Annotated in this window: 16 protein-coding genes; 5 read left to right on the top strand and 11 right to left on the bottom strand. The window is 61.3% G+C overall.

The features are described 5' to 3' along the window. Nucleotides 1–2: 2 nt before the first annotated feature. Both ACS5Q8_RS00355 and ACS5Q8_RS00350 read right to left on the bottom strand, forming a co-directional pair. Complete coding sequence (locus ACS5Q8_RS00355) at nucleotides 3–596, bottom strand: PA_0111/PP_0108 family protein (RefSeq protein ID WP_276195619.1); 594 nt, start codon at nucleotides 594–596, stop codon at nucleotides 3–5. Next, nucleotides 562–1,326: an SURF1 family protein gene (locus tag ACS5Q8_RS00350; RefSeq protein ID WP_276195618.1), complete on the bottom strand. Its 765-nt coding sequence runs from the start codon at nucleotides 1,324–1,326 to the stop codon at nucleotides 562–564. Before ACS5Q8_RS00350 ends, ACS5Q8_RS00355 begins: the two co-directional genes overlap by 35 nt. A 33-nt stretch (nucleotides 1,327–1,359) precedes the next feature. Here ACS5Q8_RS00350 and ACS5Q8_RS00345 point away from each other — a divergent pair, with 33 nt between their 5' ends. Beyond that, nucleotides 1,360–1,563, top strand: a complete 204-nt coding sequence (locus ACS5Q8_RS00345) for a twin transmembrane helix small protein (RefSeq protein WP_017849009.1) — start codon at nucleotides 1,360–1,362, stop codon at nucleotides 1,561–1,563. Between the two features lie 6 nt (nucleotides 1,564–1,569). Here the strand turns inward: ACS5Q8_RS00345 and ACS5Q8_RS00340 are convergent, their stop codons facing one another. The 4 genes from ACS5Q8_RS00340 to coxB all read right to left on the bottom strand — a co-directional run bounded on the left by ACS5Q8_RS00340 (nucleotide 1,570) and on the right by coxB (nucleotide 5,946). After that, nucleotides 1,570–2,457 (bottom strand): cytochrome c oxidase subunit 3, encoded by an 888-nt coding sequence (locus ACS5Q8_RS00340; RefSeq protein WP_276195616.1) that lies wholly within the window; start codon nucleotides 2,455–2,457, stop codon nucleotides 1,570–1,572. A gap of 35 nt (nucleotides 2,458–2,492) precedes the next feature. Further along, nucleotides 2,493–3,044: a cytochrome c oxidase assembly protein gene (locus ACS5Q8_RS00335; RefSeq protein ID WP_026140285.1), complete on the bottom strand. Its 552-nt coding sequence runs from the start codon at nucleotides 3,042–3,044 to the stop codon at nucleotides 2,493–2,495. Nucleotides 3,045–3,170: 126 nt separating this feature from the next. Next, nucleotides 3,171–4,760, bottom strand: a complete 1,590-nt coding sequence (ctaD, locus tag ACS5Q8_RS00330; protein WP_276195615.1) for a cytochrome c oxidase subunit I — start codon at nucleotides 4,758–4,760, stop codon at nucleotides 3,171–3,173. A 58-nt stretch (nucleotides 4,761–4,818) separates the two neighbouring features. Then, a complete protein-coding gene (gene coxB, locus ACS5Q8_RS00325; protein WP_276195614.1) occupies nucleotides 4,819–5,946 on the bottom strand; it encodes a cytochrome c oxidase subunit II in 1,128 nt (375 codons plus the stop codon). 367 nt (nucleotides 5,947–6,313) lie between these two features. Between coxB and ACS5Q8_RS00320 the strand changes: the two genes are divergently transcribed. Further along, nucleotides 6,314–6,961: a hypothetical protein gene (locus ACS5Q8_RS00320; RefSeq protein ID WP_276195613.1), complete on the top strand. Its 648-nt coding sequence runs from the start codon at nucleotides 6,314–6,316 to the stop codon at nucleotides 6,959–6,961. Between the two features lie 130 nt (nucleotides 6,962–7,091). On the opposite strand, the gene ACS5Q8_RS00315 is transcribed toward ACS5Q8_RS00320, so the two are convergent. From ACS5Q8_RS00315 to ACS5Q8_RS00305, 3 genes are all read right to left on the bottom strand, one after another. Further along, nucleotides 7,092–8,639, bottom strand: coding sequence for a SulP family inorganic anion transporter (locus ACS5Q8_RS00315; RefSeq protein WP_247400248.1), 1,548 nt, complete (start codon nucleotides 8,637–8,639; stop codon nucleotides 7,092–7,094). An 85-nt stretch (nucleotides 8,640–8,724) separates the two neighbouring features. Then, nucleotides 8,725–9,456: a carbonic anhydrase gene (locus ACS5Q8_RS00310; RefSeq protein ID WP_247400246.1), complete on the bottom strand. Its 732-nt coding sequence runs from the start codon at nucleotides 9,454–9,456 to the stop codon at nucleotides 8,725–8,727. A gap of 226 nt (nucleotides 9,457–9,682) precedes the next feature. Next, nucleotides 9,683–10,741, bottom strand: coding sequence for a PA0069 family radical SAM protein (locus ACS5Q8_RS00305; RefSeq protein ID WP_443696614.1), 1,059 nt, complete (start codon nucleotides 10,739–10,741; stop codon nucleotides 9,683–9,685). A gap of 209 nt (nucleotides 10,742–10,950) precedes the next feature. Here ACS5Q8_RS00305 and ACS5Q8_RS00300 point away from each other — a divergent pair, with 209 nt between their 5' ends. Further along, entirely contained in the window at nucleotides 10,951–11,640 is a 690-nt protein-coding gene (locus ACS5Q8_RS00300) for a phosphatase domain-containing protein (protein WP_276195610.1), read from the top strand. 7 nt (nucleotides 11,641–11,647) lie between these two features. On the opposite strand, the gene ACS5Q8_RS00295 is transcribed toward ACS5Q8_RS00300, so the two are convergent. Beyond that, entirely contained in the window at nucleotides 11,648–11,920 is a 273-nt protein-coding gene (locus ACS5Q8_RS00295; protein WP_247400240.1) for a YheV family putative zinc ribbon protein, read from the bottom strand. Further along, entirely contained in the window at nucleotides 11,917–14,016 is a 2,100-nt protein-coding gene (gene prlC, locus ACS5Q8_RS00290) for an oligopeptidase A (protein ID WP_426101917.1), read from the bottom strand. Before prlC ends, ACS5Q8_RS00295 begins: the two co-directional genes overlap by 4 nt. A gap of 54 nt (nucleotides 14,017–14,070) precedes the next feature. Here prlC and ACS5Q8_RS00285 point away from each other — a divergent pair, with 54 nt between their 5' ends. After that, on the top strand, nucleotides 14,071–14,613 hold the full coding sequence (locus ACS5Q8_RS00285; protein WP_247400236.1) for a gamma carbonic anhydrase family protein: 543 nt from the start codon (nucleotides 14,071–14,073) through the stop codon (nucleotides 14,611–14,613). Further along, the gene (locus ACS5Q8_RS00280; protein WP_276195608.1) at nucleotides 14,610–15,269 is read left to right on the top strand and encodes an HAD family hydrolase; all 660 of its coding nucleotides are present in this window, start codon (nucleotides 14,610–14,612) and stop codon (nucleotides 15,267–15,269) included. The genes ACS5Q8_RS00285 and ACS5Q8_RS00280 overlap by 4 nt, the downstream gene beginning before the upstream one ends. Nucleotides 15,270–15,311 lie beyond the last annotated feature (42 nt).

The raw sequence follows: 15,311 nt of genomic DNA, 5'->3' as shown, positions 1-15,311 counted from the left end.
CCTTATCCGATGTTCGACAGTTTCAGCAGTTGGCGCAGGTCGTTGAGCAAGTCCTTGCCCTTGACCGTCGTGTCGTAGCGCAGCACCAGGTTGCCGTGGGGATCGACGATCCACAGTTGCGCCTCGCCCGGTGCGGCGGCAGCTTTGCCGAAGGTCGTCAGGTCCAGCGGGTAGCGTTGCAATTGCGGGTATTCGGCCTTGAGCTTGGCGTCGTAATCGGCGCCGATCGGCAGCGCGCTGGCCAGGGCGTGACTGGCGCGAGAGGCATCACGCCCGAGGCCGATCTGCAGTTGCCGCGCCAGGTACACCAGTTGCCGGCACTCGGCGGCGCAGGCGCTGGGCGCAGTGACCAGCAACTGCCAGCGCTGTTCGTCGGCCTGCACGCCGATGTCGGCGCGGGTCTGGCCGTTGCCGATCAGTTCACCGTGGTAGCTGCGACTGTCCGGCACCCAGAACTGCAGCTTGTACATAAAGGTGGCGAGCGCCATCGGGCCGATCACCATCAGCAGGATCAGGATCAGTTGCCAGCGGCCCTTGCGCCGGTCGGGCGTCGCTGGCGCATCAGACATGTTGAGTGGATTCATGGCCGCTCCCATGGTGCTTCTCCTTTGCGTTGTGCCATCCGAGGTAGAGGTAAAGGCTCAGCAGCGCCAGCGCCATGGCGAACCATTGCACCGCATAGGCCAGGTGTTTTTCCGGGCCCATGGCGACGATGGGCCAGGTGGTTTCATACGTACCGGGGCCGGCTTCGGCGCGCAGCTCGTAGACAAAACCGCTGCGGCCCAACTCGGCCCACAACGCGGCGGGATGCAGCGCGGTGAGCAGGCGCGGCCATTGTGCGGTCGCAGGGTCAGCATGCAGCTGGAAGGTTTCGCCGGGCGCGACGTACACCCAGGCGTCAAGATTCACCGGCTGCTCCGGCGTGCTGAAGACCGGCGGCGCACGCCGATCCGGCCAGGGCAACCAGCCGCGATTGAGCAACAGCCACAGGCCGCTGGCCTGGTCGTGGAACGGTTGCAGCAGCTCGACGCCGGCCTTGCCATTACGCATGCGGTTGTCGAGCAACACACTGTGCTCACCGTCGAATTGGCCGCGCAGATGCACGCGACGGAAGGCCGGATCAGCCATGCCGCCGAGTTGCGCACTGCCTACCGGCTCAGCGGCGCGGCGCTCGGCATAGCTGTCCACCATCAACTGTTTTTCATGGCCGCGTGACAGTTGCCAGAAGCCCAGGCCCACCATCAGTGGCAGCAACACGAGCACCACCAACGTCGGCGCTATACCGGGGCGAAAGCGCTGGATAGCACTGGCTATACTGAATTTCATCGCCCCTCCCTCTGTAAGCCCTGGAGCCAGACCATGCTCAAAGCCGCCATTGCCCTGATGCTGATCGCGACCGTCGCAAGCCTGTTCAGCGGCTTGTTCTTTTTGGTCAAGGACGAGGGCCACTCCAACCGCCTCGTCACGGCCTTGACCGTGCGTGTCGTACTGGCCGTGATCACCGTGGCGTTGATCGCCTGGGGCTTTTTCAGCGGCCAGTTGGTGTCGCATGCGCCTTGGTAACGCGCCTCACAGCACATAAACGAAGAAAAACAGCCCGATCCAAACCACATCCACAAAGTGCCAATACCAACTGGCGGCTTCGAAGCCGAACTGATGCTCGGCATTGAAGTGCCCGCGCAGGATGCGCATCAGCATCACGAACAGAATGATGGTGCCGATGGTCACGTGGGCACCGTGAAAACCCGTGAGCATGAAGAAAGTCGCGCCGTACACGCCGGAGCCCAGGGTCAGGCCCAGCTCTTTGTAGGCGTGGATGTATTCCTCGGCCTGGAACCCGAGAAAGCACAGGCCCAGCAGCACCGTGAGCGCCAGCCAGATTTTCAGCGCGCCACGATGGCCTTTGCGCAGGGCATGGTGGGCGATGGTGATGGTCACGCTGGAACTCACCAGCAGGATGGTGTTGACCAGGGGCAGGCCCCACGGGCTGATAGTGCCTTCCGGCGCGGGAAACAGCTTGGGGTCAGGGTTGTTGAGCAGCGGCCAGGCAAACTCGAAATTCGGCCACAGCATATGCGCGACGCCTTTGGAGCCTTCGCCCGCCAACCACGGCGCCGACATATGCCGCACATAAAACAGCGCGCCGAAGAACGCGATAAAGAACATCACTTCGGAAAAGATGAACCACGTCATGCCCCAGCGAAACGAGCGGTCCATCTGCGCGCTGTACAACCCTGCGCGGCTTTCCTTGATCACCGCGCCGAACCAGCCGAACAGCATGTAGGCCAGCAGCAAGCCGCCGACGAAAAAGATCCACGGCCCGTGGGACTCCGGGCGGGCGGCCTTCAGGTCGTTGAACCACACGGCCAGGCCATACACGGTGACCAGCAGGCCAACCGTCGCAATTATCGGCCATTTGCTTTGCGCTGGTACGTAGTACGTATCATGAGTCGACATGTATTCGCTCTCCTGATTGAGCGGGCAAACAGTAGCTAGCCGCCGCTATGGACAGCCACGGGCGGTTGGCGCGCGGTGATATCAAACAGCGTGTACGCCAGGGTCAAATGCTTCACATCCTTGGGCATGTCGCGATCGACAATGAAGCGCACCGGCATTTCGATGCGCTCACCGGGTTGCAGCACTTGCTGGGTAAAGCAAAAACACTCGGTCTTGTGGAAGTACATTGCCGCTTCGGCCGGGGAAATGCTCGGGATCGCCTGGGCAGTCATCGGCTTGTCGCTGGGGTTGTAGGCCACGAAGAGCATCTCGTTGACCGCGCCCGGGTTGACCACGATCTCATCGGCCTTGGAATGGAACTCCCAGACCATGTCGATGGCATTGGTGGACAGGAATTGCACCCGCACCTGGCGCGACGGATCGACGATCTGCTCGCCTTCATATTGCCCGGCCGTCTTGCCGTTGATGCCGAACGCCTTGCACATCACGTCGTAGATCGGCACGAGGGCAAAGCCGAAGGCGAACATCGCCAACACCAGGATCAGCAGGCGGGTGACCAGGCGCTTGAGCGGCACGGAGTCAGCCATGGCGATCACCCGACGGTGTGGGAGGGGGCTTGCTCCCGATGGCGGCCTTACAGCCAATGAAGGTGTCGACTGACACACCGCTATCGGGAGCAAGCTCCCTCACACAGGGGATTTGTGCAAACCGGTTCATTTGATCTCCGGGGGCGTGGTGAAGGTGTGATACGGCGCGGGCGAGGGCACGCTCCACTCCAGGCCTTCGGCCCCGTCCCATGGCTTGGCCGGCGCTGGCGGGCCGCCGCGGATGCACTTGATCACGATAAACAGGAAGAATATCTGCGTGGCGCCGAACATGAAGGCGCCGATGGACGAGACCATGTTGAAGTCGGCGAACTGCAGGTTGTAATCCGGCACCCGGCGCGGCATGCCGGCCAGCCCGACGAAGTGCATCGGGAAGAACGCCATGTTCATGCCCACGAAAGACAGCCAGAAGTGCAGCTTGCCCAGGGTTTCGTCGTACATGTGGCCGGTCCATTTCGGCAGCCAGTAGTAGGCCGAAGCGAAGATGCCGAAGATCGCGCCAGGCACCAGTACGTAATGGAAGTGCGCCACCACGAAATAGGTGTCGTGGTACTGGAAGTCCGCCGGAGCGATGGCCAGCATCAAGCCGGAAAAACCACCGATGGTGAACAGGATCACGAACGCCACCGCGAACAGCATCGGCGTCTCGAACGTCAGCGAGCCTTGCCACATGGTGCTGACCCAGTTGAACACCTTCACCCCCGTCGGTACGGCAATCAGCAGGGTGGCGTACATGAAGAACAGCTCGCCCACCAGCGGAATGCCGACCACGAACATGTGGTGCGCCCACACGATGAACGACAGGAACGCGATGCTCGCCGTGGCGTAGACCATCGAGGTGTAGCCGAACAGCGGCTTGCGCGAAAAGGTCGGGATGATCGAACTGACGGCGCCGAAGGCCGGCAGGATCATGATGTACACCTCGGGATGGCCGAAGAACCAGAACACATGCTGGAACAGCACCGGGTCACCGCCGCCGGCCGCACTGAAGAAGCTGGTGCCGAAGTGGATGTCCATCAACATCATGGTCACGCAACCGGCCAGCACCGGCATCACCGCGATCAGCAGGAAGGCGGTGATCAGCCAGGTCCATACGAACAGCGGCATTTTCATCAGGGTCATGCCCGGTGCGCGCAGGTTGAGGATGGTGGCGACCACGTTGATCGCGCCCATGATCGAACTGATACCCATCAGGTGGATGGCGAAGATGAAGAAGGTCACGCTTTCCGGGGCGTAGGTGGTGGAGAGCGGGGCGTAGAAGGTCCAGCCGAAATTCGGCCCGCCGCCCGGGGTGAACAGGGTCGAGACCAGCAACAGGAACGCCGCCGGCAGCAGCCAGAAGCTGAAGTTGTTCATGCGCGGCAGGGCCATGTCTGGCGCGCCGATCATCAGCGGGATCATCCAGTTGGCCAGGCCGACGAACGCCGGCATCACCGCGCCGAACACCATGATCAAGCCGTGCATGGTGGTCATCTGGTTGAAGAACGCCGGCTCGACGATCTGCAGGCCGGGCTGGAACAGCTCGGCGCGGATCACCATAGCGAACGAACCGCCGAGCAGGAACATGGTGAAGGCAAACCACAGGTACATCGTGCCGATGTCTTTGTGGTTGGTGGTCAGCACCCAGCGCATCAAACCCTTGGCGGGGCCGTGGGCATGGTCACTGGCGTGGCCATGGTCATCGATCACAGCGCTCATGGCCGTTCTCCTGCAAACGAGTGGGCGGGGCGGTTCAGGGCGCAGCCAATGAAGGTTGTCATTTGCTTTGCGCCTGTTTCAGAGCCAGCACGTCTTTGGGCGTGACCATGTCGCCTTTGTTGTTGCCCCAGGCGTTGCGCTCGTAGGTCACCACTGCGGCGATATCCACTTCCGAGAGCTGCTTGCCGAAAGCCGCCATGGCGGTCCCCGGTTTGCCGAAGTAGACGCGGTGCAGGTGGTCTTCCTTGGTGCCGGTGGCGATCGGCGAGCCCTTGAGCGCCGGGAACATCGGCGGCAAGCCCTGGCCTTCGGCCTGGTGACAGGCCACGCAGGTGGTGTGGTAGACCTTGTCGCCACGGGCCACCAGCTCTTCGCGCGTCCACTCTTTGGAGGTCAGCTCCTTGAGCTTGGCGGCCTCGGCCTTGCGCTCGCCAAGCCAGGTGTCGTAATCGGCCTTGGACTTGACCTCGACCACGATAGGCATGAAGCCGTGGTCCTTGCCGCACAGTTCGGCGCACTGGCCCCGGTAGATGCCGGGCTTCTCGACACGGGTCCAGGCCTCGTTGATGAAACCGGGGATCGCGTCGCGCTTGACCGCAAAGGCCGGCACCCACCAGGAGTGGATCACGTCCGCAGCGGTCACCAAAAAACGCACCTTGGCCCCCACCGGCAACACCAGCGGTTGGTCGACTTCCAGCAGGTAATGTTCGCCCTTGGTGGCCTGGTTATGGATTTGCTCGGCAGGCGTGGCCAGGTTGCTGAAGAACTCCACATCCTGGCCGAGGTATTTGTAATGCCACTTCCACTGATAGCCGGTGATCTGGATATCGATATCCGATTCCGTGCTGTCGTAGATGTTGATCAGGGTCTTGGTCGCCGGGATGGCCATGGCCACCAGGATCAGCAAGGGCACTACGGTCCAGAGGATTTCCACGGTGGTGCTTTCGTGGAACTTGGCTGCCACCTGGCCCGTAGACCGGCGGTGAAGGATCATCGACCAGAACATCGCGCCAAATACGACAATGCCGATCACCACACAGATCCAGAAAATGGTCATGTGCAGGTCGAACACAGCGTGACTGACTTCTGTCGCCCCTGGCGCCATATTCGTTGTCCAGGCGGCATGCGCCTGACCGAATACTGACCACAACAGGAGGCCCATCCAAACATGTGGATGTCGCGTCATTGCGGGTTCCCCTTATCGTTCTTGTTATCCCGCCGGTTTGCACCTGCGGCGAAGGGCGCGGCTTCCATACTGCTTACAACCGCTTAGCCTCACCTGCTTATGCAGTCTGGCGTCATCAGCTAATCGCGTACAAAACCGAGTATAGACAGCACCTGCAACCCCGCAATGTGCGGGGGCAAATGAGCTAAAACAGACGGACGGAGCCCATAAAGTCGGGGACGGAATCGTTTATCCGACGAACGATGGCAATTCGATATAACCGCGGTGCATAACCATGAAATAATTATGACAAATGCGTCTTAGACGCTCGTATAAACGAACTACCTTGTCCTTTCCCTTTTCCTACGCCTGCTTCACTGGAGCTTTCATGAACACCGCCGCATTGCGCGAGCAGATTTCCCTTGCCCATCAACACGAAGCCAGCACTGGCCAACTGGCCCAGCAACTCGAGAAACAATTGCCGCACCTGCATCCGGCCATCACCCTGGCGGAAGGGGATCGCAACATCGTCATGACCCGCTTTGTCACTGCCTACGTCGACCTCGTCCCGGACCTACTGGACGCCGCCAACGACGTAGCCCGCGAGGCCGGCATCGAAAGCCAGGTTAAGCCGGTACTGAAGATCGCCGAGCAATTTTTCCTGCAACCGCCAGCGATTCTGGCGGGGCATATTGGCCTCGACGGCCTGCTGGACGAGGCCTACCTGGCCCATCGTCTGGTTGAAGAGGTCAATGACCTGTATATCAAGCATTTCGGCCAACCGTTGATTCCGGCGGATACGACCGTGGCCAACCTGATTGCCCATCAACTGATCGGCGAGACATTTGCCAACCAGTTGGACGAAGCCGTCCACCATGCGGTGGATGAAATGCTCGACGAAGACAGCTTTGCGCTGGAATCGGTCGAGGCGTATCGCGAGCAGCTCAAAAGCGTGGCAACGGAAGCGGCATGGAAGCGCTGGCCGTGCCTGTCACGCAAGCTGGGCGTTGAGTTGGAGCTGGATCAGCCGGCCTGAATCTTCGGCCTGACGCGAAACAAATGTGGGAGGGGGCTTGCCCCCGATGGCGGTGTGTCAGCTAGCGGATTAGGCACTGATTCACCGCCATCGGGGGCAAGACCCCTCCCACATTTTTGATCCGGTTCCGTCAGTTGGTAAGCGGCGCCGAACCGATCCCCGTCGTCGTCCGCACCCGTCCTTCCAGCCGACGCTTCAACCCCCGCGCCTCAATCACCAGCTTCGCGCCCTTGGCCGCATTGGCCCGGCCCCACTCCTCCAGCAACTCCAGGCAAGAGTGGTCGATGTAACTCAAGTTACTCAGCGGTACATGCACGGTGGTTCCCGCAGGCACCGTCGACAGCACCTGGGTTAACGCCGGCACTTTCAGAAAGGTCGCCGCACCGCTCAAACGCAGCTCCATTTCGCCGATCTGAGGCAAATCGATCAGACTGATTTTCAGACGCGAAGCCTTGAACGCCAGTTTCAGCAACGTCAGCCCGAAGCCCACCAGCACGCCGGTCAGCAGGTCGGTAAAGACGATCGCCAGCGCCGTGGCCGCATAGGTAAACATCGGCATCCGCCCGTAGCGGCCCAAGGCCCGGAACGCCTTGACGTCCACCAGTTTGATCCCGGTGTACACCAGCACGCCCGCCAGACTCGCCACCGGAATGCTTTGCAACACGCTCGACAACAACAGCACGAACCCCAGCAGCCACACGCCATGGAACATCGCCGATAAGCGCGTGGTGGCCCCGGCTTGCACGTTGGCCGAGCTGCGCACGATCACGCCGGTCATCGGCAAGGCGCCGACCAGGCCGCAGAGCATGTTGCCGACACCTTGAGCGGACAATTCCTTATCGAAATCGGAACGCTGACCACTGTGCATACGGTCGACCGCTGCGGCGGAAAGCAGGGTTTCGGCACTGGCGATAAACGCCACGGCGAACGCGGCGATCAACAATTGAGGGTCGGCCAGGTTCAGCAGGTCACTGGGACGCAGCCAATCAATGGCGTCGGCGAGGTTTTCCGGAACCTCCACGCGCTTGACCTGCAACGCCAGCACCAGGCTGGTGACCGTTGCCAGGCCCACCCCCAACAAGGCGCCCGGCACAAACCGCAGCGGTTGCGGGCGGAACTTATCCCACAGGTACATCACGAGCATGGTCGACAAACCCAGCAAACCGGCCTGCCAACCAAGGCCGCCGCCCAGGGTAGGAATCGCCTCGGCCAGCGCGGCCGGGAAGTTCGCCAGGTTATCCAGCCCTGATGGCTTGGGCGCACCGTCGAGCATCACATGGACCTGCGACAGCACAATCAGCACGCCGATCCCCGCCAGCATGCCGTAGACCACCGCGGGCGCCGTGACACGGAACCAGCAACCCAGACGCAAACGCCCGGCCACCAGTTGCAGGAAGCCGGCCAGCAGCAGGATCGGCCCGAGCATCAGCATGCCGTGCTGGCGCACCAGCTCAAACACCAATACCGCCAAACCCGCCGCCGGCCCGCTGACTTGCAGTGGCGAACCCGCCATCCAGCCCACCACCAGGCCACCGATAATCCCGGTGATCAGGCCCTTGGACGGCGGCATGCCGGACGCGATCGCGATCCCCATGCACAACGGCAGGGCGACCAGAAACACCACCACGGAAGCCAGCAGCTCCCGAGGTAATACAGCTTTTAATTGAGCAGCACGCATGATGACTCTCCCGAGGCATTCGCCGGGCGCGGCAAAGCCTGGCTGCATCCATGGCAGCCACCGCTTTACCCGGCAGGGAAGTGTGTTAGAAGCGCGCTTTAGGCGTCGCGGAGGGGATCGGCTCGGTGCCGTTCAGCGGTCGAAACGCCGCCTTTTCCGCATCGTAGGCGCGGATTTCACTGGTCTCGATGTCGTAGATCCAACCATGGATATACAAATGACCATTGGCCATGCGCGAGGCCACGGAAGGGTGGGTGCGCAAATGCTGCAACTGGGCGATGACGTTTTCTTCGGTCAGCATCTTCATGCTCTCGCCTTCATTGGCGCAATCGCAGTTGTCGTGAACCATGGTCTTGGCGACTTCGGCGTGACGCAGCCAGGCCTTGACCGTCGGCATCTTCTCCAGGCTCGCGGGGTTGAGCACCGCACGCATCGCGCCGCAGTCGGAGTGCCCGCACACAATGATGTGCTGCACGCCCAGGGCAAGGACCGCGTATTCGATGGCGGTGGAAACGCCGCCGTTCATCTGCCCGTAGGGTGGCACCACGTTGCCGACGTTACGGGTCACGAACAGGTCGCCGGGCGAGCTCTGGGTAATCAGCTCGGGCACGATGCGCGAGTCGGCGCAGGTAATGAACATCGCTCGCGGGTTCTGGGCCGTGGCGAGTTTCTTGAAGAGCTCTTCTTGCTGAGGGAAGACGTCGTGATGGAAATGCAAAAAGCCGTCAACGATGTGCTTTAGCGCTGCATCGGCGGACTCCGCCACTTGAGCGGCTGAAGCCGACGCAGCCAACGGCTGTTTATCCTTGTCACTCATGATGCATCCTCTTGATTAATGCAGGGAGGGTTCAGGTCAATTCGACGCCGGGCCGATGAAATAGTTTTGGAACGCCACAAAGCCAGGTTCCGACTCATCAGTCACTCGCTGGACAAAGTAGCCGTCGAAACTTAACTCAAACTGAATGAACCGCTCTAGATCGCGGGTTTCAGTGATGTCAAAACGCGACTATTCCTACAGGGCCGGCGCATATTTGCTCGATAGTCTACAACAACGCCATCTGCCTGCCCGGTGGGCAGAACGCCGTGCAATCCAGGTTGAAGCCTTCCCGACGGTCGAGCCCCAGGCGCTTGATTGCCTTGCGAAAGCGCTGCGCCAATAGATCGGCAAACGGCCCCTCTCCGCGCATGCGCACGCCGAAGCGGCTGTCATACACCTCCCCGCCACGCACCTGGCGCACCAGGCTCATCACATGGGCGGCGCGCTGCGGGTAATGCGCGGCCAGCCACTCCTCGAACAGCGGCGCCACCTCCAGCGGCAGGCGCAGCATCATGTACGCCGCACTTTGCGCACCGGCCGCATGGGCTTCGGTGAGCAGGCTCTCCAGTTCGCTGTCGTTGATCATCGGGATCATCGGCGAGCACAGCACCCCCACCGGGATGCCGGCCTCGCGCATCACCCGGATCGCCCGCAATCGCGCCTTGGGCGCCGCCGTGCGTGGCTCCAGGATGCGCTTGAGCTCGTCGTCGAGGCTGGTGAGGCTGATCATCACCGCCACCAGCCGCTGGCGCGCCAGTTCGGTGAGCAGGTCGAGATCGCGCAGGATCAGCGAGCCCTTGGTGATGATGGTCACCGGATGCCGATAGCGCAGCAGCACTTCGAGGGTCTGCCGGGTGATCGTGTACTCGCGCTCGATCGGCTGGTACGGATCGGTGTTGGACCCCAGGTTGATCGGCGCACACACGTAGCCGGGCTTGGACAGCTGCTGTTCCAGCACGTCGGCGGCGTTGGTCTTGGCGATCAGTTTGGTTTCGAAATCCAGCCCCGGCGACAGGTCCCAATAGGCATGACTGGGCCGCGCATAGCAGTAGATGCAGCCATGCTCACACCCGCGATAAGGATTGATCGAGCGATCGAACGGCAAGTCCGGCGAGTTGTTGCGCGTGATGATGGTCTTGGCCGTTTCGATACGCACTTCGGTGCCCTGGGTCGGCGGCACTTCCTGATACCAGCCGTCGTCCTCGGCCACGCTGACGGTGGGCGCGAAACGATTGTGCAGGTTGGTCGCCGTGCCCCGGCCACGGGGCGGCAGAGGTGCAGACATGAAAATGCCCCTATACTGTTTTTATATACAGTATAGGGGCGCAAGCGGGAAGACCAGTGCCGTTTGGCGGTCCGTGTTTTTGCGTCACCTGCCCCAGGGTCGTCGCCCGGCGGCGATTCACGATTCTTTGACGCGCCCCTCACACCCCATTGACCCCGCATGACCGACTCTGGACATCACCCACCAACCCACTATCGGTTACGTCGCCCATGTTCAAGCATCAATGGCTACCGGCCCTCAGCCTCGCGTTCCTGGCACTGTTCACCAGCGCGCACGCCTGGGCAGACGACACCGCATCCCTTCGCTCATCCGAATGGGCGCAGCCGGTTGGCAATCAATACAACCTGCACCAGATGACGCCCACGCTCTATCGCAGCGCGCTGCCAGACAGCAACGCGGTACCTCTGCTGGAAAAACTCAAGATCGGCACCGTAATCAACTTTCTGCCAGAGTCCGACAGCGATTGGCTGAAAACTCCTGATATCCGACAGGTCCAGTTGGTTTATCGCACCAACCATGTCGATGACGCTGACGTGCTCGCCGCGCTGAGGGCGATTCGCGAGGCCGAAGCCAACGGTGCAGTGCTGATGCACTGCAAACACGGCACAGACCGCACCGGCCTGATGGCGGCGATGTATCGCGTGGTGGTTCAGGGTTGGAGCAAGGAAGAGGCGTTGAACGAAATGACCTTGGGCGGCTTCGGCAGCAGCAAGGGCCTCAAGGACGGTGTTCGCTACATGATGAAGGCCGATATCGACAAGTTGCGCACAGCCTTGGCGAATGGCGATTGCAGCACCAGCGAGTTTGCCCTGTGCTCAATGAAAAGTTGGTTCAACACGGCTGGTACCACCAGCCCTGTTGAACCCACCAAAGACCCCAGAGCGCTGATTACGCCCTGACAGGATCTCAGTCTTTCTTCAGCTTCGGGTTAGGAAAGAACTGCACCGACTGCACCTTCGGGTCCGGCGCTTTGAGCGCCGAGGTATTGACCCGCGTACCCAGCTCCTTGGGCACCGACAAGCCCTGATCATTCAGCGTGTCGGTATAACCGCAGGCCACGCATTCGCGATGCGGAACGTTGTCCTCGGTCCACATCTTCAACTTGTCCGGCTCGCTGCACGCCGGGCAAACAGCCCCGGCAATAAACTGCTTTTTGGTAATCACTGGCACGTCACTCATGCTGCTGCGTCCTCACTCAGGCCGCTGTGGCGCAAGAGTGCGTCAATGGACGGCGCACGCCCGCGGAAATCGACAAACAACACCATCGGCGCCTGGGAACCGCCACGGGCCAGGATCGCCTCGCGGAAAGCACGTCCGGTTTCGGCATTGAGCACGCCGTCTTCTTCGAACTTGGAGAAAGCATCGGCGGACAGCACTTCAGCCCACTTGTAGCTGTAATAACCCGCAGCGTAACCACCGGCGAAGATATGCGCGAAGCTGTTGGGGAAGCGGTTGTAGGCCGGCGGACGCATCACCGACACCTCGTCGCGCACGCCCTCGAGTACCTGCGCCACACTGCGGCCGTCACCATGGGTGGCATGCAACTCAAAGTCGAACAGCGAAAACTCCAACTGGCGCACCATCATCAGGCCGGACTGGAAGTTTTTCGCCGCGAGCATTTTTTCCAGCAGGTCCTGGGGCAGCGGCTCGCCGGTTTCGTAGTGGCCGGAGATCAGCGCCAGGCCTTCCGGCTCCCAGCACCAGTTCTCCATGAACTGGCTCGGCAACTCCACCGCATCCCAGGCCACGCCGTTGATGCCGGACACGCCGGCATGCTCGACACGGGTCAGCAGGTGATGCAGGCCGTGGCCGAATTCGTGGAACAGCGTCGTCACTTCGTCGTGGGTCAGCAGGGCAGGCTTGCCGCTGTCGGCCGGGGTGAAGTTGCACACCAAGTTGGCCACCGGGCTTTGCAACACACCTTCGACGGTGCGGCGACGGTCGCGGGCGCCGTCCATCCAGGCACCGCCACGCTTGTTGGCGCGGGCGTACAGGTCGAAGAAGAAACGGCCGACGTGCTGGCCGTTTTCCTTGATTTCGAACAGGCGCACGTCCGGGTGCCAGGTGTCGAAGCCTTTCTGCTCGGCGATCTCGATGCCGTACAGACGCTGCACGATGGCAAACAAGCCGCCGAGCACCTTGTCGATCGGGAAGTACGCGCGCAGGGCTTCCTGGGACACGCTGTAGCGCTGTTCACGCAGTTTTTCACCGTAGAAACCGCTGTCCCAGCTTTGCAGGTCGGCGCAGCCTTGTTCGGCGGCGTAGGCCTTGAGCTGTTGCAGGTCCTGGGCGGCAAACGGCTTGCTGCGCTTGGCCAGGTCGCGCAGGAAGCTCAGCACCTGGTCGCTGGAGTCGGCCATTTTGGTGGCCAGGCTCAATTCGGAGAAGGACGCATAGCCCAGCAGCCGGGCCAGTTCCTGACGCAGGTCGAGGATCTGTTGCATGATCGGGCCGTTATCGTTCTGACCGGCATTCGGGCCTTGGTCCGACGCACGGGTGCAATAGGCGGCGTAGATTTCTTCGCGCAGAGCGCGGTCCTGGGCGTAGGTCATCACCGCGTAGTAGCTGGGAAATTCCAGGGTGATCAACCAACCGTCGAGGTCTTTGGCCTGGGCGGCGGCGGCCATTTGTGCCTTGGCCGAGTCGGTCAGGCCGGCGAGGGTGGCTTCATCGGTAACGTGTTTGGTCCAGGCCTGGGTGGCGTCCAACAGTTGGTTGGAGAATTTGCTGCCCAGCTCGGAGAGTTTGCTTTGCACTTCGGCGTAGCGTTTTTGCTGCTCGGGCGGCAGATCGATACCCGACAAGCGGAAATCGCGCAGCGAATGTTCCAGGATGGTTTTTTGCGCCACATCGAAACCGGCAGCTTGCGGGCTGTTGGCCAAAGCCTCGAACGCCTGGAACAGTTCGCGGTTCTGGCCCATCTCGGTGGAGTAGGCGCTCAACGCCGGCAGGCAGCTTTCATACGCCTCACGCAACTCGGCGCTGTTGCACACGGCGTTGAGGTGGCTGACCGGGCTCCAGGCGGCGCCCAGACGATCATTCAGTTCATCCATGGCAAGGACCAGACCGGCCCATGTCGGATTTTTCCCCTGGCTTTGCAGGATGCCTTCGATGGCAAGCCGGTTGTCGGCGAGGATCTGTTCGATGGCCGGCTGTACGTGCTCGGCACGTATCGCCGAGAACGGCGGCAGGTCGTAGGGCTGCAGAAGAGGGTTGTTCGCGCTCACGGTTGGCACCTTGGCTGAAGAAACATGTAAGAACAAAGATGGGGCCATCTTAATTACAATCAACGTCCACCGCAGCTATCAGCAGAAGAGAGAGAGGCTATCGTGACCCTTCGCACCTATCAGAACCACACGCCAACCCTGGGCGCCGGGGCTTTTGTCGATATTTCGGCGGTGGTGATCGGCGATGTAGAAATCGGCGACGACAGCTCGGTTTGGCCGCTCACCGTGATCCGCGGCGACATGCACCGCATCCGCATCGGCGCGCGCACCAGCGTGCAGGACGGCTGCGTGCTGCACATTACCCATGCCGGGCCGTTCAATCCCGATGGTTTTCCGCTGCTGATCGGCGACGATGTGACCATCGCCCACAAAGTCATGCTGCACGGCTGCACCGTGGGCAATCGCATCCTGATCGGCATGGGCAGCATCGTGATGGACGGCGCCGTGGTCGAAGACGAGGTGATCATCGGCGCCGGCAGCCTGGTGCCGCCGGGCAAGAAACTTGAAAGCGGCTTCTTGTACGTCGGCAGCCCGGTTAAACAGATCCGCGAACTGACTGACAAGGAACGCGCGTTTTTCACCTACAGCGCCGCGAACTACGTGAAGCTCAAAGACCTGCACCTGGCGCAAGGATTCGATCAATGACCCTGCACTATCCAACCGTACTGTTCGACCTGGACGGCACCCTGACCGACCCCCGCGAGGGCATCACCCGTTCGATCCAGTACGCCCTGGGCAAACTCGGTATCGACGAGCCCGACATCACCACACTCGAACACTTCATCGGCCCGCCGTTGCTGCAAGCCTTTATGCAGTTCTACGGCTTCGACGAAGCCAAGGCCTGGGAAGCGGTGAACTTCTACCGTGAACGCTTCAAGGTCACCGGTTTGTATGAAAACCGCGTGTTCGACGGGGTGATGCCGCTGCTAGAAGCCCTCAACAGCCAGGGTCGCCAGTTGTATGTAGCCACCTCCAAGCCGTGGGAATTTGCCCGCGAGATCGCCCGCCATTTCGATTTTGCCAAGCACTTCAAGGTGATCTACGGCAGCGAGCTGGACGGCACGCGCACCAACAAGGTCGAGCTGATTGCCCACTTGATGCGCGAAGAACGCCTGGACCCGGCCACCACCTTGATGATCGGCGACCGCAAGCACGACTTGATCGGGGCGCGCAGCAATGGGCTGGATTCGGCGGCGGTCGGGTATGGGTTCGGCAGTTTCGAAGAGTTGAATGCTGAAGCGCCGACCTGGCATTTCCAGACGTTGGCGCAGATGCATCAGGCGTTTTTGCAGCGGCCTTGAGGGCGCTATCGGGAGCAAGCCCCCTCCCACATTTGGCCTGCG

The sequence above is a fragment of the Pseudomonas sp. PAMC25584 genome, assembly GCF_058135675.1.
The sequence above is the reverse complement of the archived record's forward strand: the minus strand, read 5'-3'. Positions and strand labels throughout refer to the sequence as shown.